The following is a 20793-nucleotide window of genomic DNA, read 5'->3' as shown; positions in this document are numbered from 1 at the left end:
CGCCCTCAGAAGGGCGGGGCGGCGTCGAGCAGGGGTGCCAGGCCCAGGAGATGGGCGGCGGGCGGGTAGTCGGCGGTCTCGAAGGCGCCGGCGCGCTGGCCGGGGCCCGGGCCACGGGTCTCCAGGATGGCGACGCGGTCGAGGCCGGCCGTTGCGGTGGGGGCCTGGGCGGGGTGGGTGCTGGCGAGTCCACGCTCGAGGCGCTCCAGGAGTGGGGCGGTGATCTCCTGGCTGAGCGGGGCGGGCACTGCTGCGCCCTGGTGCTGGTGGGAGTGGGGCCCGAGGCGCCGGGGCAGGAGGCGGATCGTTCCGTCGGCCTGCCGGCGGTAGCGGGCGCCGGTGGGGGTGCGCCAGGTCAGGGCGCCCTCGGGTGCGCGGCTCAGCGACCAGCCGGGGGTGTGCTTGAGGCGGTGGTGGGCCTCGCAGAGGGCGGTGAGGTTGTCCATGGAGGTCGTCCCGCCCGCGCTCCAGGGCGTGATGTGGTCGAGGTCGCAGCGCCGGGCGGGGACCTCGCAGCCGGGGTGGGTGCAGGACCGGTCGCGCAGACGGACGCGCTCGGCCAGGTCCTGGGCGGGGCGGTAGCGCCTGCGACCCGCATCCAGTACCGCACCGGTGAGAGGATCGGTGACCAGGCGCCTCCAGGTGCCCCCGGCGGCCAGGGCCCGGGCGACGCGGGCGGGGATCGGTGAGCGGCGCGAGCCGATGACGACCTCGGCGACAGGCGCAGCCACGGGTGCGGCAGCACTGCTCGGGACGCCACTGGTGGCAGTGGGGTCAGCAGTGGGATCAGCATCGGTGCCGGCGCCGGAATGGGCACCGGGATCGGCACCGGCGTCGGGCAGGAGGTGATCGAGGGGGACGGTGACGTCCACGCGGACCTGCAATCCCGGTGGGAGGTGGAGGGCCTGCTCCCCTGAGGGCATCCACCATGGGCTCGTGGAGCTCATGAGGCCGCTCAGTGAGACCAGCAGCCCCTCCAGCGGGACACCGTCGGGCATGGGGAAGCGTCCGGGGGCGGGATGGGCGTCGGGGACCGGGCAGAGGGCATCGGCGAGCGGCATGCCGGCAGCCGCGCCGAGGTGCTCCGGCGCTCCGGCCCGATCCTGCTCCCCTCCCCTGAGGCGCCCCTGCACCCTTGCCTCCTCCCCGGGCGGCGCTGGTCTTTCAGGATGCTTCGCCGTCCCCGGCGGCTCCGGCCTTCCGGGCCGCGCTGGTCCGGCCTGCGGCTCTAGGCCTCCGGGCGCGCAGGCCGCGTTCTGACTGGTGCGCAGCGTGGTGAGCGTCATGGCGGTCAGCGCGTCGGCGCGCAGCTGGGCGGGGGTCCTGCCATCGCCCGCGGCTCGGGCGGAGGCGGCGATGGCATCGAGGGTGGCGTCCAGCAGGAAGGCGTCCAGGGTGGGCATGAGGAGGGTCATCCGGCACACGCCCTCGCCTGCGGGGCGCGGGCGGCTCACGTGCCTGGCGCGCACGTTGCACCGGCGTCGCCGGCTCGCGCCTTCGGGGTCGTGGGCCACCAGGGCACGGTCAAGATCCCGGGCGAGCTGGGCGTGGGTGCGGCGCGGGGCCCGGGGCAGGACCTCATCCTGGATGGCCAGCGCCGTGTGGGCCGCAGCGCCGTCGAGCCGTCCGACGACGAGGGCGGCCTTGGCCCCGTCCAGCAGCCCGGACCGGTGCAGGGCCTCGGTGGGCCCCAGCAGCGGGTTCATCAGCGCCTCCCCGCGCTCAAGGATGCGGGCCGCGCACGTGCGGGAGATGCCCAGGCGGCAGGCGATCTCGCTGGAGGTGGTGAAGCGGCTCTCCTCCGGGGTCACGAAGCGCGGCACCGCCCCCTCCGGCCCCCAGGGCGCCGGGCCGGTGCGGAACTCGGGAGTCTGGGCCAGGCAGGCGGCCGCCATCGACTCGGCCCACGCGGCCCACGATCCCAGGCGGTGGCATGCGGCGACCAGCTCGCTGAGCCCCTCAGCCCCCAGTGCCAGCAGCCCGGTGCCCTGGATCATCTCCGGCGGCAGGACCGCGAGATCCGCGGCCTGCTCCGCGATCCCCGCCTCGGGCTCCAGGCTCACGGCGGCAGGGCCCACAGGAAGGCCCGCAGCAAGGTCGACGACGCCGTCGCAGGAGTCCACGGGACCAGCAGGACTCGCAGCGGGGACGAGCAGTGGCGAGAGGAGCTCCTCGATCAGTGCCGCCAGGGCGGCGCCGGGGGCCATAGCGGCGATCCGCTCGCAGGCCTCCTCCGGCTCATCCCAGCGCTCCAGGAGGCGCACAGTGCGCTCCTCCACCGTATGAAGCGCGGTGGAGGGCCGGGTCAGCACGCCGCTTTCGAACATGTGTACAGTCTACCTCAAGCCCTGCGACACGGAAACCGCTCATCACAAGGCTCGCAAGGCCCTAAGGCACTGCGCCCGGGAGCCCCGACGCCGCGATCCGGCACGGCTGACCAGCGGAGAGGACCCCTGGGATCAAGGGGCGCAGGACCCAGGGGCCCGGGCCCGCGCGCGGCAGGCGCGCGGCCTCAGGGCACGTCAGGGCACGAGGGAGCGGATGAGCATGATCCCGAGCGCCGCCAGGGTCCAGGAGGCCAGCGACCCGACCAGGAACTCCTCGGCCTTCCGCCCGCCCTCGTCCTTGCTGATCTCGGGGAAGCGGATGACCCCCTTGGCCGCGACGATGGCGGCCACCGCCTCATTGGCGCCGGCACCCGCCAGCAGCAGGATGAGGATGCGCTCCAGCGGGCCGATCCACCTGCCCCCGCGCATGGCACCGGCCGCCGACCCGCCCTGCCCCGCAGGGCCCGGAGCGGGAACGGCCCCAGGACCGGGCGCGGGCCCGGGCACCAGGCCTCCCCCGCCGCCCCGCGCGCCCCGGGCCAGGACCAGGAGCGCCGAGACGGCCTCATTGGCGGGGCCCGCCAGGAGCAGCACGACCCCCACCGCGCCCGCCGCAGCAACGAGGCGCCCCGGGGCCGGTTGAGCCAGGATCGCGCAGGCCCCCAGCGCGGCGATCGCCGTCGCCCACCGCGCCAGCGCATGCCAGGGCCCCGAGGCGGGGGGCGCGGCCGCCCACAGGCCCCAGGCGGCCGCGCCCCCCATGAGCGGGGGCCAGGCCCACCAGGGGCCCGCGCCCAGGCCGAGGCCCAGGGCCGCCCCCGCCAGGGGAGCCAGCGCCAGAAGGGCGGCGCGCGCCCAGGCCGAGGCCCGGGGCCGCCCCCGCTCCGCCACCAGGGCGCTCACGGGCGCGGCGCAGGCGGCGATCCCCAGGGCCAGCACGAGCGCCGCCGTCATCGCCGCCCCCCGCCCCGCGCGCCACCGGCACTGCGCGCACTGCCGCCAAGCGCCGCCCCGGGGGCGGCGAGCCCCTCCAGGAGCCGGTGGGATTCCAGGAGGGCGGCGCCGGCGCCCCGGGCCAGATCGGAGACGGCCTGCTGGCTGACCCTCTCCGCACGGGCGATCTCGACCTGCTTCTCACCGAGGACGAGCCCGGCCATCATGCGGCGCTGGCGGGGCTGGAGGCGGGCGATGCCGTGGTCGCGCAGGAGCAGGAGGGAGTTGACGACCGCCTCCCGCTCGCGCAGCCCCCGGTCCTCTCGCCCCTCGGCCCTCTCACTGCCGCGCCTGCCACCGGGAACCCGCGGTGAGCAGCGCAGCCAGGTGCGCGCGTAGCGATCCCCCCGATCCTGGAGGGCGTGCGCGTGCTCGATGGCGTCCCGGGCGGCCCACCACGCCGGCCCGTCCTCAATGGGGGCGCCGGCCGCTCCCCGAGCGCCGTCGACCTCGATGGCATCCCCCTGGCCGATGCCGAAGCGCAGCTCCAGGCCCGGGGGCAGGAGGAGGTGGGCGCGCAGCGTCAGGGCCAGGGCGTCGCCGAGCGCGGAGGCCACCGCCTGGAACTCATCCCCGACACTGGCATAGGGCGGCCGGGGCAGGTCCAGGCCCCGGGCCGCCCGGTCCAGGGCCGCCAGGAAGGCCCGCTGGGCCTCGGCGCGGTCGGGCAGGTGCCGAGAGCCGATGATGTCCGCGATGACCGCATAGGAGGCATCCACCTCTCCACGGTACTGCTTGTACAGCGGCAGTGACAAGCGATACCCCGGAGCCCGCAATCCTCACCCGCCCGCCAGCACTCCCCCGGCGGCGAGGTAGCACTTGCCGCACAGGGACTCGTAGGTGATCTCACCGGCATCGATGGCCACCTGGTCGCCGTCGAAGACATAACCGCCCTCCCCCGCCGACCCCGGGGCCACCACCCTGCGCGCGTTGAAGATGGCCTTGCGCCCGCACCGGCAGATCGTCTTGAGCTCCTCCAGGGAGTGGGCGATCTCCAGCAGGCGCCGCGAGCCGGGGAAGCTCAGGGTGCGGAAGTCGGAGCGGATCCCGTAGGCCAGGACTGGGACGTCGTCGAGGAGCACCAGCTCCATGAGCTGATCCACCTGGGCGGCGGAGAGGAACTGCGCCTCGTCGACCAGCACGCAGTCCAGGACCCGGCGCACAGCCGCCCCCTCCTCAGCGCCCCGCTCCCCCAGGGCGCAGCGGCGCACCAGCCCGCGCAGGTCGTCGCCCTCGGCCACCAGCAGGTCCACCCTGCGGCGCACCCCCAGCCGGGAGACCACCATGTCATCGCCCTTGGTGTCGACCACGGCCTTGATGATGAGCACGCGCTGGTCGCGCTCCTCGTAGTTGTAGGCGGTCTGGAGCAGTCCCGTGGACTTGCCCGAGTTCATGGCGCCGTAGCGGAAGTAGAGCTTGGCCATCAGTCCCTCCCCGGCGCAGGGGCGCCGGCATGTCAGTGCAGCTGGACGATGCGGATGCTACCCGCCAGCGCTGCGCTCGATCCGGCGAGGGCGCTACTGTCCCACCCATGGTCTCCACCCATCACCTGCCCGCCACCTGGCGGACCGCGCGCGCCAGGGCACTGGCCGCACTCGCCATCATCCTCCTGGGGCTCTTCTCCTGGCTGACCCTGAGCGCCGCGCGCGGAGGCGGCCCGGCCCTCTACGACCAGAGCGTCACCGACTGGGCCGTCACCATCAGGACGCCCCCGGCGACGGCGATCATGGAGGGGTTCTCAGCCCTGGGCTCCACCCCGGGCCTGACGATCCTGACCCTGATATGCGTCCCGGCCCTGGCCCGGGCGGGGCGCCGCGCGCAGGCGGTGGGCCTGGCCGCGGCCATGATCGGCTCCTCCCTGCTGACCGTGGCGCTCAAGCTCCTCTTCGCCCGCGAGCGCCCGAGCACCCACACGCTCCTGGGCGACCCGGCGCTGACCCTGTCCTTCCCCTCGGGGCACTCCTTCAACACGGCGGTCTTCGCCGGGGCGCTGGCCGGCTGCGCGCTGCTGGGAGGGGCCGGGCGGCTGGGCGGAGCGCTGGCGGTGGTCGCGGCGGTGGGCACGACGGCGATGGTGGGGGCCTCCCGCGTGTACCTGGGGTACCACTGGCTGACCGATGTCCTGGCGGGCTGGTCCCTGGGTGCGGCCTGGCTGTGCCTGGTGGCCCTGGCGGTCCTGTGGCTCCAGGGGCGCCGTCGCCGGCCCGTGGAGGCGCCGGAGGCGGAGCGGTCGGCGGCTCAGTCGTAGACGGCCTCGATCCACCACCGGCCTGAGCGCACGAGCAGCAGCGGCGGCCCCGGGTCGGCGGTGACCTGGAGGTAGGCGCGGCGGTTGGCGCCGTCGGGGGTCCACCACCCCTCGTCCATGGGCCAGGGGCCCGCCCATGACAGGACCCTCAGCTCGGCGCCGTCCCGGTGGTGCCAGCCGTCCGCCTCGCCCGCCCGCCCGCGGCCGTCCTCGATGCGGATGGTGGAGGGGTCGCCGTCGAGCTGGCCGTGGAGGTCGACGCCCAGCTCGCGCCCGCGCTCGTCGAGCAGGAGAGCGGGGCGGGGGCGGGCCAGGACCACCGAGGGCGAGGGACTGGGCAGGGCGTCGGCCCAGGGGGCGGTCTCAGCGCTCCCGGCCTCTTGCGCGGCCCCGGGGCCGGAGCCGGGCTGCTCGCCCCAGGGGGTCAGGCGCACGCGCGAGCGGGGGTCGCGCCCCGCCACGAGCAGGGGGATCCGGACCGCCCCCGCTCCCAGGAGGGATTCCACGCGGTGGGCGGCGCGGGTGGCGCGGACGGCGGCCTGCTGGTCGGGGGCCTGCCACAGCCCGGCCTGGGAGGCGCCGGCCGCGCTGAGCTCCAGGGCGGTCAGGCTCAGGCGGGTCAGGGGCGCGGCCGGTGGTCGCCCGCTCCTGCCGGCGAGCCATCCGTCGAGCTGCCAGCGCACGCGGTCGGTCAGCTCGACGGCGCTCGGCGTGGTCTCCAGCAGCCACAGGCGGGTCAGCTCGCCGCCGTCCTGGCACCGGGCCTCCACGCGCAGGCGCCCGGCCGCCAGGCCTGCGGCCACGAGGCGGTCGGAGAGGCCCTCGGCCAGGCTGCGGGCGGCGAAGGCGGCGGTGTCGGCGCGCTCCGCGGGCGGGTCGAGGTCGATGCTGGCGCAGATGTCCTTGGCGGGGCGCGGGCTTCGCGGCACCTGGTGGTCGGTTCCCGAGGCCAGGCGGTGGAGGCGGGCTCCGGCGGGGCCGAAGCGGGCCGCGACCTCCTTGAGGGGCAGGGCGGCGAGGTCCCCCAGGGTGCGCAGGCCGAGCCTGGCCAGGATCTCCAGGAGGCCGATGGCCTCCTGGCGCAGGCGGCGCGTGGTCAGGCAGGCCAGGGCGGCGCTCAGGGGCCGGGGGGCCAGGAACCCGGGGGTGGCCCCGGGCGGGATGATCGTGCCCTGGCGGGCGGCCAGGACGGCTCCGGCCAGGGAGTCGGCGATGCCCACCTGGCACTCGACGTCGGCGTCCCGGGCCAGGGACTCGACCAGGCGGGCGGCCAGCTCCCCCTCGCCCCCCGCCCACCTGGCCGGGCCGCGAGCGCCCGAGACCGCCAGGCCGGGGCGGGCCACCAGGGGTGCGGGCAGGTGGGCGTCCAGGGCCTCCATGACGGCCTCGAAGCTGCGGGCCTCGCGCTGGGGCTGGGTGGGCATGACGGTGAGCCCGGGGCACAGGGACCGGGCGGTGCGCAGGGGCATCCCCGCTGCCAGGCCGGCGGCGCGGGCCGGGGCGGAGGCCGCCAGGACCTCATGCCCGCTGACGACGGCCACGGGCTCCAGGGCGGGGTCGGGCAGGAGGCGGTCCTGGCGGGATGCGGCGGTGCGGCGCTGGGCGCGGGCCTCCAGGGTCAGGGCGACGACGGGCCAGTCGGGCACCCAGATGGCCACGAGCCTGGGCGGTGGGGCGGGCCGGGGCCGCGGGGGCGGCGGTGCGCTGGTCATCCGGCCCCCTCCAGGCCCTGCGGCTCGGCGGGGGCCTCGGTCAACTCGGCCGGATCGGCGGGGGCCCGCGCGAGGGCGGCCCGGGTCAGGCCCTCGTCGTCGAGGACCAGGGTGCTGGAGCCCCGGCCGGGCCGGGGGTCGGCCAGCGACCAGGCCAGGCGGCGCAGGTGGCCGGCCGTCATCTCCCGGGCGGAGGGGGGCGGGCAGTGCGGGCGCAGGGGCACGACGCGGGCCGCGTCCGGGCGGTCCCCCTCCGGGTCGATGCGGGACGCCTCCAGGGTGAGGGCCTCCTCCCAGGGGGCGTCGGTGAGGATGGTGGCGCGGCGCTCGCGGGCGCGCGCGGCCAGGTGCCTGCGGTGGCGGGGGCGCAGGGCGGTGGCGGCCCGCCGGTCGATGAGCAGGCCGCCGACGCCGTCGAGCAGGGCGGTGGCGGCGGCCAGGATGGCAGCGGGCTCCAGGCCGGCGGTGGGGGCGATCAGGACCCGGGACAGGTCGATCCCCAGCTCGTGGGCCGCGCACCAGCCCAGGTCCTCCCCGCCGAGCACCGCGCACCAGCCGTGGGCCCCCTGGTGCATGGCGAGCGCGGCCAGCAGGAGGGTGGTGGATCCGCTGATGCTGACGGCGCCCGCGCCCCTGGCGCGCAGCCGGCTCCAGGGATCCCGGCAGGACTCGGGGTCGCGGGAGGGGGCGCGCAGGGCGCGCTGGACCTCCAGGGCGCCGCCTGAGGACAGCCCCACCCGCTCCTCGGCCAGGGCCAGGGCCCTCCTGGCCGCGCTCAGGCGCGCGCCCTGCGGCGCAGGCGCCTGTGCGGCGGCCTGCGGGCGCTGCGGCACCGCCAGCGCCTGCCCCGCGGCTCGCTCCACCGCCGGCACCTCCCCTCTCGGCTCAGCCCATCCCGCCATCGGACAGACGATCGAACGTGTGTTCGATCCAGGGTATGAGGATACCGCCTCCCTGCGACGCCCACGGCGCGCCTCGGAGCCCACCTCGGCCCGCCTCGGCCCGCCTCGGCCCGCCTCGCCCATGGTCCCGCACCTCACCGCCGCTCCCGGTGACGCGCGAGCATCAGGGCGTCTAGAGTGGAGAGCCACTCCGAAGCACCGCGACCCTCTGGAGGAACACCTCATGGCAACCGACCAGGCCGCTGATCTGTCACGCCCGCGCCCGCCCGCCCCCTACGACTTCCTGCCCGCCGCCCCCTCCTTCACCCTCACCTCCCCCGACATCGCCGAGGGCCGGCCCATCGCGGACGCCTTCACGGGCGTCCACGACAACATCTCCCCCGCGCTGGAGTGGTCGGGCTTCCCCGACCGGACGCGGTCCTTCGTCGTCTCCTGCTTCGACCCCGATGCGCCCACCCCCTCGGGGTGGTGGCACTGGATGATCGTGGACCTGGACGCCTCGGTCACCTCCCTGCCCCAGGGGGCGGGGGCCAGCGACCTCCAGCTCGACGGCGCCGCCTTCCACCTGGCCGGCGACAGCGGCGACCACGCCTGGTTCGGCCCCTACCCGCCGGCGGGCGACGGCGATCACCGCTACATCTTCGCCGTGCACGCCCTGGACGTGGACACCCTGGGCATCGATGATGAGACCAGCCCCGCGGCCGCCGCCTTCGCCCTGGTCTCCCACTGCATCGGCCGGGCCCTGCTCACCGCCACCTACTCCCTGCCCGGCGAGCCCGGCGCCCCCGCCTTCCTCAAGGAGGGCAAGTGACCCCACAGCCCGGCGAGGCCCCCGCGATCCGCTCGGGACGCCGCCGCCGCGGCAGCGAGGCCTTCACCCCGGCCTTCGGCTTCTCCGCGGCCAGCACCTTCGGGCGCCACCAGCGCCGCCCCGTCGCCCTGGTGACCGGGGCGACCTCGGGGATCGGGCTGGCCGTGGCCCGCGACCTGGCCCGCGACCACAACATCATCCTCATGGCCCGCACGGGCAAGGATCTTGAGGAGCTGGCGGCGGCCCTGGAGGAGGAGTCGCGGGCGGCGGTCCTGGTCTGCCCGGTGGACCTGACCAATGACACTGCCGTGACCAGGATGATGGGGCGCCTCCAGCTCGACAGCCTCGACGTCGTGGTGCACTGCGCGGGCGTGGAGGCCACGGGCGCCGTGGACAGGCTCACCCCGGCGCGCTGGCGCGCCGTGCTGGACCTGGACCTGGTGGCGGTGGCCCACCTGACCAGCCTGCTGCTGCCGGCGCTGCGCGAGGCCCGGGGGCTCGCGGTCTTCGTCAACTCCGGCGCGGGCCTGCGCTCCAGCCCCGGCAACGCCCTGTACAGCGCGGCCAAGGCGGGGCTCAAGGCCCTGGCCGACACCCTGCGCGAGGAGGAGCGGGGCAAGGTGCGGGTGACCTCCATCTACCCCGGGCGGGTGGACACCCCCATGCAGGAGCGCCTCCACGCCCTCAAGGCCGCACGGCTGCGCAGCGAGGGCCGCACGGCCCCCGCCTACCGCGCCGCGGACCACATGGCGCCGCAGTCGGTGGCCTCGGCGGTGCGCCTGGCGGTGAGCACCTCCATGGACGCCGTCGTGGAGGACCTGGCCATCCGCCCCTCCGGGATGCTCTGAGGCCGCCGGCGCCCTGCGGCGCCTGCCGGCACGGGGCCTGCCGGCGGCCGCTGCTACCGCCCGCCGGGGAAGCCCAGGGTCCGCCAGGCCTCGTACAGGCCGATGGCCGCGGAGTTGGCCAGGTTCAGGGAGCGGTTGCCCTCCACCATGGGGATGCGCACCCGCGCGCTGATGCGCGCATCGGCCAGGATCCCCTCGGGCAGTCCGGTGGGCTCGGGTCCGAAGAGGAGGGCGTCGTCGGCGCGCCAGTCCACCTGGGTGTAGAGGGTGGGGGTATGGGCGGTGAAGGCCAGGATCCGCCCGGGCACCGCCTCCAGGCACTCCTCCCAGGTGGCGTGCACCCGGGTGCGGGCCAGGTCGTGGTAGTCCAGGCCGGCGCGCCGCAGCTTGGCGTCCTCCATGTCGAACAGGGGGTCCACCAGGTGGAGCATGGCCCCGGTGTTGGCGCTCAGGCGGATCGCGGCCCCCGTGTTGCCGGGGATGCGCGGCTCGAAGAAGATCAGGTGCAGCACGGCGCCCATTGTGGCACCGCCGTGGTGCTGCCCCGCAGGCGGGGCGGGGCGCCGTGCTGCTGCGGGCTCAGCCCAGGGAGTCCAGGACGATGTTAAGTCCCTCGCTCATGGTGGGGTGGGTGATGACGGCGTCGCGAAGCTGGCGCCAGGTCAGGCCCCCCAGCATGGCCATCTGGACGCTGGTGACGACCTCGCTGGCCCCGGGCCCGATGATGGCGGCGCCCAGGATGAGGTCGGTGCGCGCATCGACGATGACCTTGTAGAAGCCGCCGGTCTCGCCCCGGGTCTTGGCGCGCGGGACGGCGGCGGTGGGGGTCTTGGCCACGCGCACCTCGTGGCCGGCGGCCCTGGCCTCCTCCTCGCCCAGGCCGACGCGGCCCAGCTCGGGGGTGGTGAAGACCGCCCAGGGGATGAGGCGCCCGGCGGTGGAGGCCTCCTTGCCGGCCAGGATGTCGCGCAGGACGCGGAAGTCGTTCCAGGAGGCGTGGGTGAACTGGGGGGTGCCCGCGACGTCGCCGGCGGCGTAGACGCCCTCGGCGGTGGTGCGCAGGTGGTCATCGACCACGACGAAGCCGCGCTCGTCGACCTCGACGCCGGTGGCCCCCAGGTCCAGGGACCCGGTCACGGGCCGGCGCCCCAGGGCCACGAGCAGGTGGGAGCCGCGGGCCTGGCGGCCGTCCTCGGCGGTCACCACGACGCCCCCCTCCCCGCCGTCCTGCGCGCTGACCCGCGAGGCCCGGGCACCGGTGAGGATCGTGGCCCCCAGGGCCTCCAGATCGGCGGCGACCCGGGCGGCGACGTCGGGGTCCTCTCGGTCCAGGATGTGCTCCCCGGCGTGGACGATGGTCACCGGCACGCCCAGCAGGCCCATGAGGGAGGCCATCTCCACCCCAATGACTCCCCCGCCCAGGACCACGAGGCTGGTGGGCAGCTCGGGCAGGGTGAGCAGGTCCTCACTGGTCCAGTAGGGCACATCGGCCAGCCCCTCGATCGGGGGCACGGCGGGGGTGGTGCCGGTGTTGATGAGCACGGTGGTCCCGCGCACCCGGCGGGTGGAGCCGTCGGCCAGGGCGATCTCCACGGTGCGCTCGGCGATGAAGCGGGCCGTGCCCAGGACGAAGTCCATGCCCGAGCCCGGGTAGAGGGTGTCGCGGTGGGCGGCGACCATGCCGCCCACGACGGCCTCCTTGCGCCCCCGCAGGGCGGCCAGGTCGATGCGGGCCCGCGCCAGGGCCCCGGCTGCGCCGTCGGCGGCGGGCAGCTCGACGCCGTGGGCGGCCGCGCCCTGGACCCCGTGCAGGACGCGGGCCGAGGAGATGAGGGTCTTGGTGGGGATGCAGGCCACGTTGATGCAGGTGCCGCCGATCTTGTCCCGCTCGACCATGACGACGCGGTCACCGGCCTTGGCCCGCAGCATGGCCAGGGACTTGCCGGCCTTGCCCCCTCCGACCACGAGGAGGTCGACCTCCTCGACGCCGTCCCCGCCCTCCCGCGGGGCCCGGTGGGGCGCGCCGGAGCCGGTGCTGGCCCCGCTCCGCCCCTGGTCCTGCGCCTCTCTCAGCCCGGTGGGGCCAATCCGGCTGGGCTGGCTGGCCTGCTCGACCTGATCCGCCATTGCTGTCCTTCCCTTGATGTCCTGAGCGCGCCTCATGAGCGGGCCCGGCCTGCGCCGGCCGGGCCACACAGGTGGGAACAGCGCGGGCGGGGCGCTTCCTTCCTGTGGGGCCGGATGGGAGCGGGCGATTCTGCTCACACTGGCATGCCCGGTGCCCGCTCCCCTGCCCCCGCGCCGGGCCCGGGAGGGGGCTCAGCCGCGGGCCAGGGAGCGCAGCACGTACTGCAGGATGCCGCCGTGGCGGAAGTAGTCCGCCTCACCGGGGGTGTCGATGCGCACCACGGCGTCGAAGGTCACCTCGCCGCCGTCCTGGCGGCGGGCCGTGACCGCCACCGTCCTGGGCGTCACCCCCTCGTTGAGCGCCGTCAGGCCGTGGATCGAGAAGGTCTCGGTGCCATCCAGGCCCAGGCTCGCCGCCGACTCCCCCTCGGGGAACTGCAGGGGCACCACGCCCATGCCGATGAGGTTGGAGCGGTGGATGCGCTCGAAGGACTCAGTGATGACCGCCTTGACCCCCAGCAGGGCCGTGCCCTTGGCCGCCCAGTCGCGCGAGGAGCCCGAGCCGTACTCCTTGCCGCCCAGGACCACCAGGGGCACGCCCGCGGCCTGGTAGGCCTGGGAGGCGTCGAAGATCGACTCCTGCTCGCCGGTGAGGAAGTTGCGGGTGTAGCCGCCCTCGACGCCGTCGAGCAGCTGGTTGCGCAGCCGGATGTTGGCGAAGGTGCCGCGGATCATCACCTCGTGGTTGCCGCGGCGCGAGCCGTAGGAGTTGAAGTCGGCCCGCGCCACCCCGTGCTCGGCCAGGTAGCGCCCCGCCGGGGAGTCGGGCTTGATGGCACCGGCCGGGGAAATGTGGTCGGTGGTCACCGAGTCGCCCAGGAGCGCGAGCACCCGGGCGCCCTCGATGTCGCTGACCGGGGTCAGCTCCATGGTCAGCCCCTCGAAGAAGGGGGCCTTGCGCACATAGGTGGAGGACTCGTCCCAGGCGAAGGTCTCGCCCTCAGGGGTCTCCAGGCTGCGCCAGCGCTCATCACCGGCGAAGACGTCGGCGTAGTCGCGCGTGTACATCTCCCGGTCGATGGTGGCGTCGATGGTGGCCTGCACCTCGGCGGGGTCGGGCCAGATATCGGTCAGGAAGACCTCGTTGCCCTCGGGGTCGCGCCCCAGCGGCTCGGTGGCGAAGTCGAAGTCCATGGTCCCGGCCAGGGCGTAGGCGATGACCAGGGGCGGGGAGGCCAGGTAGTTCATCTTGACATCGGGGTTGATGCGCCCCTCGAAGTTGCGGTTGCCCGAGAGCACCGAGACCACCGCCAGGTCGGCCTCGTTGACGGCCTCGGAGACCTCGGCGGGCAGCGGTCCGGAGTTGCCGATGCAGGTGGCGCAGCCGTAGCCCACCACATTGAAGCCCAGCTCGTTGAGGGCGGGCCACAGCCCCGCCTTCTCGTAGTAGTCGGTGACCACCTGGGAGCCGGGAGCCGTGGAGGTCTTGACCCAGGGCTTGGAGCGCAGGCCCCGGGCCACGGCGTTGCGGGCCAGGAGCCCGGCCGCCACCATGACGCTCGGGTTGGAGGTGTTGGTGCACGAGGTGATCGAGGCGATGGCCACATGCCCGTGGTCCAGCTCGGTGGCCGTGCCGTCGGCCAGGGTCACCGCGGTGGGCCTGGAGCGCTCCGAGGCGTAGGAGGGCAGCACCGAGGCGAAGGCCTCCTTGGAGGCACTGAGGTCGATGCGGTCCTGGGGCCGCTTGGGGCCGGCGATGGAGGGCACGACCGTGGACAGGTCCAGCTCCAGGTACTCGGAGTAGACGGCCTCGCGGGAGGGGTCGTGCCACAGGCCCTGGGCCTTGGTGTAGGCCTCCACCAGGGCCACGTCCTCCTCCCCGCGCCCTGTCAGGCGCAGGTAGTCCAGCGTGACCCCGTCGATGGGGAAGATGGCCGCCGTCGAGCCGAACTCGGGGCTCATATTGCCGATGGTGGCGCGGTTGGCCAGCGGCACCTGGGCCACCCCCTCGCCGTAGAACTCCACGAACTTGCCCACCACGCCATGGGCGCGCAGCATCTGGGTGATGGTCAGCACGACGTCGGTGGCGGTGGCGCCGGCGGGGATGGCCCCGGACAGGCGGAAGCCCACCACCTTGGGGATGAGCATGGACACCGGCTGGCCGAGCATGGCGGCCTCGGCCTCGATGCCGCCCACGCCCCAGCCGAGCACGCCCATGCCGTTGACCATGGTGGTGTGGGAGTCGGTGCCCACGCAGGTGTCGGGGTAGGCCTGAGTCACGGCATCGCCGTCGGGGCCGGTGGCCCGGCGGGTGAAGACGGTGCGGGCCAGGTACTCGATGTTGACCTGGTGGACGATGCCGGTGCCCGGGGGCACCACGCGGAAGTTGTCCAGCGCCCCCTGCCCCCAGCGCAGGAACTGGTAGCGCTCGGCGTTGCGCTCGTACTCCAGCTCCTTGTTGCGCTCCAGGGAGCCGGCAAGCCCGAAGGAGTCGATCTGCACCGAGTGGTCGATGACCATCTCGGCGGGGGCCAGCGGGTTGATGACCTCCGGATCACCGCCGAGCTCGGCCACGGCCTCCCTCATGGTGGCCAGGTCCACGATGCAGGGCACCCCGGTGAAGTCCTGCATGACCACGCGGGCCGGGGTGAACTGGATCTCCGTGTCGGGCTCGGCCTGGGGATCCCAGGCGGCCAGGGCGCGCACGTGCTCGGCGGTGACATTGGCGCCGTCCTCCGTGCGCAGGAGGTTCTCCGCCAGCACCTTGAGGCAGTAGGGCAGCCGCTCCAGGCCGGGGACCGCATCGAGGCGGAAGATCTCGTAGGCGCGCCCGCCCACATCGAGCAGGTCGCGCGAGGCGAAGGTGTTGATACTGGCCACCGGGTTGCTCCTGTTCAGTCACGCTGGTCCGCATCCTCCCCGTCCGCGCGGGGGGCTCCACGGCGGAGGCTACCCAAGGCCGCGTCATCCGCCGTCAATGATTGCCCGGGCCTGCCTGCCACCACGGAGCGGCCGCCCATTTACGTCACGGCCTCCGCGCGCAACCCGCCAGAGCCGCGCACCCGGGCCGCGCACCCGGCGCATCCGCCTGTGGCGCGGGTGACGATCCCGCCTCTCGCGGGGCCGGACGGGGAGGCCGGGGGGGCTGGAGAACTGCCGCGCGGCGGCCGCAGGGCCCCGCCAGCCCGGTATCGATCCGATGACAACCGCGGGCCCACGCCGGCGAAGCAATCCGGGGAATCGCGGTATCGCACCTGACCCGGCCCAGCGCGCCTGCTCCCACCGGATACAGCACGGTAACCATTAGCGTCATTGGTTATTTCCGGCGAGAGCGCTTCATAGAATTCCTTCAAACCACCCCTTGACCAGGGCAGTGCTTGCACATCTATCCCTGCCTATTCTCAGATGGAGGCGCTGATGCCGATTCAGCTTCCCCTACCTCGCCGCAAATACGCGGCTGCCGTCCTCGCCGCTGTGCTGCTCATGCTCGGAGGCCTCGTGGCCCTCCTGACCCCCGCCGCACACGCCGACCAGAACACCGGGGTCAAGGTGACCTTCGAGCCCCTGATCCTGGCCGACAAGGACGGTCAGGAGTTCCCGGGCGAGCCGGCGCACCAGGAGGACCCCGTGCGCATGAGGTTCGCCTGGGACGCCTCCGCGGCCAATCCTCAGCCCGGGGAGTCCTTCTCCATCACCCTGCCCGAGGAGTACCGCTACCGCGAGATCGGCCGCAAGGACGACCTCATCCTGGGCAACGGCACCAAGGTCGGCGACTGCGTGACGACCTCCGACACCCTCACCTGCACCTTCAACACCGCGATCAGCGCAGCCACGGAGCTCAAGGGCTCGGGCAACCAGATGATCGTCGCCCAGAAGGTGACCCAGACCAATAAGACGAGCTTCGACGCCAATGGCACCCAGACCGAGATCTTCCACCCCAACAATGAGCCGATCCTGCCCATCGCGTGGGTGGAGAAGGACCTGGGCAAGTACGCCAACTCCCTCAAGCGCGAGTCCACGTCCCTGACCTGGCACATCCAGTTCAGCGGCACGACCATCGCCAACCACCTCAAGGCCGCGGACGGCACGGTCAGCACCGTGACCTTCACCGACGTCGCCGGCGGGGGCCAGGCCCTCAACCCCGACCTGGGCAGCTGGTACGTGCGCGTCAACCCCGAGAAGTACGGCGGCGGCGCCGACGGCTACTTCGACGTGGCCAAGGCCGATGGCACCGTCATGACCGCCGATCACGGCGCGTTCACCCTCACGCCCACGATCGGCGACGACGGCATGACCGCCTCGGTGACCCTCACCCGCACTGACGGCGCCTTCGAGCCCAACGCCAACTACGAGATCGTCTACCAGTCCCTGGCCGAGGGCGGCAGGATCGTGCCGGGCAAGGTCTACACCAACAGCGCGACGCTCAAGGGCGGCGCCGGCACCACGGTCAACGCCCAGATGAGCTACAAGGACCCCATCTCCTACGACGTCCAGCTCACCCAGGGCTTCGGCTCCTTCGGGATCAAGAAGTACATCACCGGCGCCCACCAGGACCGCGTCACCGACTCCACGAAGGTCACGGTCACGGTCGCCTACGAGCTGCCCAAGGGCACCACCGAGAAGGACTACCCGTCCTGGACCGGCAAGCCGCCGGCCAACCCCTACACCATCGAGATCGCCGCGGGCCAGCAGCAGGCCGCGGACACCCTCTACCAGTTCCCCAAGGGCACCGTCATCACCCTGACCGAGCAGACCAGCCCCGGCGCCCTTCCCGCGCCCCTGGTCTGGGGGACGAGGACCTTCTCGATCAACGGCACCGAGACCCCCGACACCGCCACCCTCACCGTGGGTGAGAGCGTGACCCCCGTGGGCCTGTACAACGAGGTGGTCGAGGAGGTCCCGCCGGTGGTGCCCAGCCCCGAGCCCAGCGCCACGCCGGAGCCCAGCCCCTCGGGCAGTGCCGTGCCGGTCCCCACGCCGAGCGCCATGACGACGGCGCCGGTGCAGACCACCGGCTCGCTGGCCCGCACCGGCGCCAACGCCCTGGTGGCCCTGCTCATCAGCGGTGGTGTCCTGACCACGGGTGCGCTCGCACTGGCACTGGCGGCACGGCGTCGCGCTGAGTGAGCGGTGATCCCGCCGGTGCGGCTGCCCCCGGTCAGCCGCACCGAGCGAGCCGCGCTGATGGGCCGCCCTGAGCGGGCCAGCAGTCAGGGGCCCCAGTCCTCGAGGAGAGGACTGGGGCCCCTCGCGCACTTCCCGCGCCTGCGCCCTCAGCGGCGCCCCGTGCCGCCCGCGGCCCTCAGCCGCGCTCGAGCACGCTGATGGTCTCGAAGTGGTGGGTGTGGGGGAACATGTCCAAGGCGCTCATGGCGGCCAGGCGGTAGCCCGAGCCCAGCAGGACGGCCAGGTCGCGGGACAGGGCCGCCGGGTCGCAGGCGACCAGCACGATCCGCTCGGGGGCCAGGGCGGCGATGGCGCGGCAGACCTCGCGGCCCGCGCCCTGGCGCGGGGGATCGAGGACGACGACGTCGGGCCCCCGGCCCTCGAAGGCCGTCGCGGCCCGGCCCACCGATCGGGGCGTCACCCGGCCGGTGGCCAGGTGGGCGCGGCTCCAGCCGTGCAGGTTGCGGCGGGCATCGCCCACCGCCCGGCCACTGGCCTCCTGCGACAGGACCAGCCCCGAGGAGCCCACGAGCATCGCCAGGGGCAGGGTGAGAAGGCCGGAGCCGGAGTAGAGCTCCAGGACGCGCCGCCCCGAGCCGGCCTCCGCCAGGTCCGGGGCCGGCCCCGACGGATCAGGGCCGGGCCGCGCCCCCAGGGCCGCGCGCACCACGCGCTCGACCAGCACCTCGGGCGCCTGGTGGTGGACCTGCCAGAAGCCCTCGGCGTGCACCGAGTAGCGCAGCGGCCCCAGGCCCAGGGCGCCGGCCTCGACCACCTCCTCCACGCGGCGCCTGCCGGTGGATCGGGCCGAGGCGGTGAGCACCTGCCCGTCGATGAGCACCAGGGGCTCGCCGGCGCTGGGGGCGATGGCCTCGATGCGGGCACCGGGCCGGTAGTGCTTGCGCCAGCGCGAGCGCTCCAGCAGGCCGATCCCCTGGATGGCGGGGACGGCCAGGGGCAGCCGGTCCAGGGGCAGGACCGTTCCGGAGCGGAAGGCGTGCATGCCGGCGCGGCCATCGGGGCCCACGCTCAGCGACACCCTGGTGCGGGTGGCCGTCCCCGGGGCCCGACGGCGCTCCTGGGCGTGCGCCGCGCCGTCGGCCTCCGAGGGCATGGGCTCGACGGCGATGCTGCCCGAGCCCGCAGCCTCGGGCAGGCCGGCCACGGCCGCATGGACCTCCTGCCCGCCGATGCGGCGCAGGCAGTCGGCCAGCACCCAGCGCTTCCAGGTGCGCTGGGCGGGCAGGGCCACATGGGCCAGCTCCCCGCCGCCCACGCCCCCCGGCCCGGCCTGCGGCCACACCGAGGCCACCCGGTCGGGCGAGGCCTGGAGGACCTCGACGGCGTCGGCCCGCCAGATCTTGGCGCTCCTCTCCGTCATCCGGGCGCGCACCGTCTCCCCCGGCAGGGCGTGGCGCACGAAGACGACACGGCCGGCGGGGTCCTGGGCGGGGCGCGCCACGCAGTGGCCCCCGTGGGCGGGCGGGCCCACGCTCAGGGTCATCTCCTCAGCGCCCGAGGGCGCCCGGGTCTCCGGTGGGGGCTGGGATGTCATGCTCGCTCCTGGGGGGACGGCGGCTGGTGGGCGGGGGTGGGGCTCAGGCGCCGGTCCTCGGCGCGGCGGGCGGCCACATCGGCATCGGCGATGCCCTCGGGCACCGAGCCGCGCACCCCGTGGTGGATGTGGGTCTGGCCGGGGCTGCCCAGGAGCCAGGGCACGGAGGCCACGACGACGCCCGGGGTGAACAGCAGCGCGGCCTTGAGGCGCAGGGCCGTCTGGTTGTGCAGGATCTGCTCCCACCAGTGCCTGACGATGTACTCCGGCAGGAAGACGACGACGAGGTCGCGGGGGGACTCGCGGCGCACGCTGCGCACATAGCTGACCACCGGGCGGATGAGGTCGCGGAAGGGGGAGTCCAGGATGGTCAGGGGCACGGGCAGGTCGGCGTCCTCCCAGTCCCCCAGGAGACGCTCGGCGGCGCCGTCCCCCACATCGACGGTGACGGCCTCGATGGAGGTGGGGTGGGTGGACTGGGCGTAGGTCAGGGCCCGCAGGGTCGGCTGGTGGAGGCGGGAGGCCAGGACGATGGCGTGGACGCGGGCGGGCAGGAGGCGGGCGTCGCGCAGGTCGGCGATGGCCAGCTCCCGGCTCACGCGCCGGTAGTGGCGCCGGATGCGGTTCATCACCAGGTAGAGCAGGCCCATGATGAGCAGGGTGATCCAGGCCCCGTGGGTGAGCTTGGTGGCCAGGACGATGATGAGCACCAGCCCGGTGCCCGCCACCCCCAGGGTGTTGATGGCCCGCGAGCGCCGCATCCGCCTGCGGGCGGCGGGGTCGGTGGCGGTGGCCAGGCTCCGGTTCCAGTGGCGCACCATCCCGATCTGGGAGAGGGTGAAGGAGATGAAGACCCCCACGATGTAGAGCTGGATGAGCCGGTTGGTGCTGGCCTGGAAGCCGATGATGAAGGCCACGGCGCCCAGCCACAGCACGAGGATGCCGTTGGAGTAGGCCAGGCGGTCGCCCCGTTGGGAGAGCTGGCGGGGCAGGAGCTCGTCGCGGCCCAGCACGGAGGCCAGGACGGGGAAGCCGTTGAAGGCGGTGTTGGCCGCCAGGACGAGGATGAGTCCGGTCACGATGGTGACCAGGTAGAACATGGGGGCGAAGCCGGCGAAGACGGTGGCGGCGATCTGCCCGATGACGGGGTCCTGGTGGTAGTCGGGGCCCACGGGGGCGCCCTGGTGGAGGAGCTGGGTGGAGGGGTCCTCCACGACGCGCACGCCGGTGGCTCCGGCCAGGTGGATGATGCTCATGAGCATGGCGGCGGCGATGGCGCCCAGCAGGAGCAGGGTGGTGGCGGCGTTCTTGGACTTGGGCCGCTGGAAGCTGGGCACCCCGTTGGAGATGGCCTCCACGCCGGTCAGGGCGGCGCAGCCCGAGGAGAAGGCGCGCAGGATGAGGAAGGCCCCGGCCAGGCCGGTCAGCCCCTGGTCCCAGCCGGCGTGGGCCACGATCTCCAGGTCGGCGCTGGGGGCGCGGCCCAGGGTGCCGGTGAGCTCCTGGATGAACCCGGCCACGGCCATGGCGCCGATGGCGGCCATGTACAGGTAGGTGGGGATGGCGAAGGCGCCGCCGGACTCGCGGCTGCCGCGCAGGTTGAGCAGGGCCAGGAGGCTGACGACGCCGACGGCGATCTGGACCTTGTAGGGGGCCAGGGCGGGCAGGGCGGCGGCGAGGTAGCCGGTGCCCGAGGACACCGAGACGGCGACGGTCAGGACGTAGTCGCACAGGAGCGCGGAGGCCACGGCCAGCCCGGCGCGGGGGCCGAGGTTGGTTGAGACGACCTCGTAGTCGCCGCCGCCGGAGGGGTAGGCGTGGACGGTCTGGCGGTAGGAGGCCACGACCAGGGCCAGGACGGCCAGGACGGCCAGGGCGATCCATGGGGAGACGGCGGTGGCGGCCAGGCCCGCGATGGCCAGGGTGATGAGGACCTCGTCGGGGGCGTAGCCGGCGCTGGACAGGGCGTCGGAGGCGAAGACCGGCAGAGCGATCCGCTTGGGCAGGAGGGTCTGCCCGAGCGCCTGGCTGGGCACCGGACGACCGACCAGGAGCCGCTTGAGGCGATCAGCGAAGTCACGCACGGGAGCCGATGGTAGTCCAC

15 protein-coding genes are annotated in these 20793 nt (G+C 74.4%); 4 read left to right on the top strand and 11 right to left on the bottom strand.

Translation table 11 applies throughout. The features are described 5' to 3' along the window. Positions 1–5 precede the first annotated feature (5 nt). The 4 genes from J5X07_RS09300 to J5X07_RS09285 form a co-directional block, all read right to left on the bottom strand. A complete protein-coding gene (locus J5X07_RS09300) occupies positions 6–2327 on the bottom strand; it encodes an HNH endonuclease signature motif containing protein (protein WP_208479607.1) in 2322 nt (773 codons plus the stop codon). 195 nt (positions 2328–2522) lie between these two features. Continuing rightward, positions 2523–3281 carry a beta-carotene 15,15'-monooxygenase gene (locus J5X07_RS09295; RefSeq protein WP_208479603.1) on the bottom strand — a complete coding sequence of 253 codons (759 nt, stop codon included), beginning with the start codon at positions 3279–3281 and terminating at the stop codon, positions 2523–2525. Further along, on the bottom strand, positions 3278–4039 hold the full coding sequence (locus J5X07_RS09290) for a SatD family protein (RefSeq protein WP_208479601.1): 762 nt from the start codon (positions 4037–4039) through the stop codon (positions 3278–3280). Before J5X07_RS09290 ends, J5X07_RS09295 begins: the two co-directional genes overlap by 4 nt. Before the next feature lie 60 nt (positions 4040–4099). After that, complete coding sequence (locus tag J5X07_RS09285) at positions 4100–4744, bottom strand: thymidine kinase (protein WP_124933916.1); 645 nt, start codon at positions 4742–4744, stop codon at positions 4100–4102. A 107-nt stretch (positions 4745–4851) separates the two neighbouring features. On the opposite strand from J5X07_RS09285, the gene J5X07_RS09280 reads away from it, so the two are divergent. Further along, positions 4852–5568, top strand: coding sequence for a phosphatase PAP2 family protein (locus J5X07_RS09280; RefSeq protein ID WP_243896664.1), 717 nt, complete (start codon positions 4852–4854; stop codon positions 5566–5568). Here J5X07_RS09280 and J5X07_RS09275 read toward each other — a convergent pair. Both J5X07_RS09275 and J5X07_RS09270 read right to left on the bottom strand, forming a co-directional pair. Then, a complete protein-coding gene (locus tag J5X07_RS09275) occupies positions 5559–7280 on the bottom strand; it encodes a Y-family DNA polymerase (protein WP_208479600.1) in 1722 nt (573 codons plus the stop codon). The genes J5X07_RS09280 and J5X07_RS09275 overlap by 10 nt on opposite strands. Next, positions 7277–8143 (bottom strand): hypothetical protein, encoded by an 867-nt coding sequence (locus J5X07_RS09270; RefSeq protein ID WP_341769445.1) that lies wholly within the window; start codon positions 8141–8143, stop codon positions 7277–7279. Before J5X07_RS09270 ends, J5X07_RS09275 begins: the two co-directional genes overlap by 4 nt. A 262-nt stretch (positions 8144–8405) precedes the next feature. On the opposite strand from J5X07_RS09270, the gene J5X07_RS09265 reads away from it, so the two are divergent. Beyond that, positions 8406–8993 (top strand): YbhB/YbcL family Raf kinase inhibitor-like protein, encoded by a 588-nt coding sequence (locus J5X07_RS09265; RefSeq protein ID WP_124933918.1) that lies wholly within the window; start codon positions 8406–8408, stop codon positions 8991–8993. Further along, positions 8990–9841 carry an SDR family oxidoreductase gene (locus J5X07_RS09260; protein WP_124933919.1) on the top strand — a complete coding sequence of 284 codons (852 nt, stop codon included), beginning with the start codon at positions 8990–8992 and terminating at the stop codon, positions 9839–9841. Before J5X07_RS09265 ends, J5X07_RS09260 begins: the two co-directional genes overlap by 4 nt. Positions 9842–9894: 53 nt before the next feature. On the opposite strand, the gene J5X07_RS09255 is transcribed toward J5X07_RS09260, so the two are convergent. From J5X07_RS09255 to acnA, 3 genes are all read right to left on the bottom strand, one after another. Beyond that, positions 9895–10353 (bottom strand): tRNA (cytidine(34)-2'-O)-methyltransferase, encoded by a 459-nt coding sequence (locus J5X07_RS09255; RefSeq protein ID WP_208479598.1) that lies wholly within the window; start codon positions 10351–10353, stop codon positions 9895–9897. A gap of 67 nt (positions 10354–10420) precedes the next feature. Then, positions 10421–11968: a dihydrolipoyl dehydrogenase family protein gene (locus tag J5X07_RS09250; RefSeq protein ID WP_208479596.1), complete on the bottom strand. Its 1548-nt coding sequence runs from the start codon at positions 11966–11968 to the stop codon at positions 10421–10423. A 192-nt stretch (positions 11969–12160) separates the two neighbouring features. Further along, positions 12161–14848 carry an aconitate hydratase AcnA gene (acnA, locus tag J5X07_RS09245; protein WP_208479595.1) on the bottom strand — a complete coding sequence of 896 codons (2688 nt, stop codon included), beginning with the start codon at positions 14846–14848 and terminating at the stop codon, positions 12161–12163. 537 nt (positions 14849–15385) lie between these two features. On the opposite strand from acnA, the gene J5X07_RS09240 reads away from it, so the two are divergent. Further along, positions 15386–17095 carry a DUF7926 domain-containing protein gene (locus tag J5X07_RS09240; protein WP_208479594.1) on the top strand — a complete coding sequence of 570 codons (1710 nt, stop codon included), beginning with the start codon at positions 15386–15388 and terminating at the stop codon, positions 17093–17095. A 175-nt stretch (positions 17096–17270) separates the two neighbouring features. On the opposite strand, the gene J5X07_RS09235 is transcribed toward J5X07_RS09240, so the two are convergent. Next, positions 17271–18689: a class I SAM-dependent RNA methyltransferase gene (locus tag J5X07_RS09235; protein ID WP_208479592.1), complete on the bottom strand. Its 1419-nt coding sequence runs from the start codon at positions 18687–18689 to the stop codon at positions 17271–17273. Further along, entirely contained in the window at positions 18686–20773 is a 2088-nt protein-coding gene (locus tag J5X07_RS09230) for an APC family permease (RefSeq protein WP_208479590.1), read from the bottom strand. Before J5X07_RS09230 ends, J5X07_RS09235 begins: the two co-directional genes overlap by 4 nt. Positions 20774–20793 lie beyond the last annotated feature (20 nt).

The organism is Actinomyces bowdenii (assembly GCF_017592395.1).
Taxonomy (GTDB): Bacteria; Actinomycetota; Actinomycetes; order Actinomycetales; family Actinomycetaceae; genus Actinomyces; species Actinomyces bowdenii.
The sequence above is the reverse complement of the archived record's forward strand: the minus strand, read 5'-3'. Positions and strand labels throughout refer to the sequence as shown.

Coding starts and splice junctions, on each gene's coding strand:
- J5X07_RS09300 (WP_208479607.1), bottom strand. CDS start 2,327: ATGTTCGAAAGCGGCGTGCTGACCCGGCCCTCCACCGCGCTTCATACG.
- J5X07_RS09295 (WP_208479603.1), bottom strand. CDS start 3,281: ATGACGGCGGCGCTCGTGCTGGCCCTGGGGATCGCCGCCTGCGCCGCG.
- J5X07_RS09280 (WP_243896664.1), top strand. CDS start 4,852: ATGGTCTCCACCCATCACCTGCCCGCCACCTGGCGGACCGCGCGCGCC.
- J5X07_RS09240 (WP_208479594.1), top strand. CDS start 15,386: ATGCCGATTCAGCTTCCCCTACCTCGCCGCAAATACGCGGCTGCCGTC.
- J5X07_RS09285 (WP_124933916.1), bottom strand. CDS start 4,744: ATGGCCAAGCTCTACTTCCGCTACGGCGCCATGAACTCGGGCAAGTCC.
- J5X07_RS09235 (WP_208479592.1), bottom strand. CDS start 18,689: ATGACATCCCAGCCCCCACCGGAGACCCGGGCGCCCTCGGGCGCTGAG.
- J5X07_RS09250 (WP_208479596.1), bottom strand. CDS start 11,968: ATGGCGGATCAGGTCGAGCAGGCCAGCCAGCCCAGCCGGATTGGCCCC.
- J5X07_RS09265 (WP_124933918.1), top strand. CDS start 8,406: ATGGCAACCGACCAGGCCGCTGATCTGTCACGCCCGCGCCCGCCCGCC.
- J5X07_RS09275 (WP_208479600.1), bottom strand. CDS start 7,280: ATGACCAGCGCACCGCCGCCCCCGCGGCCCCGGCCCGCCCCACCGCCC.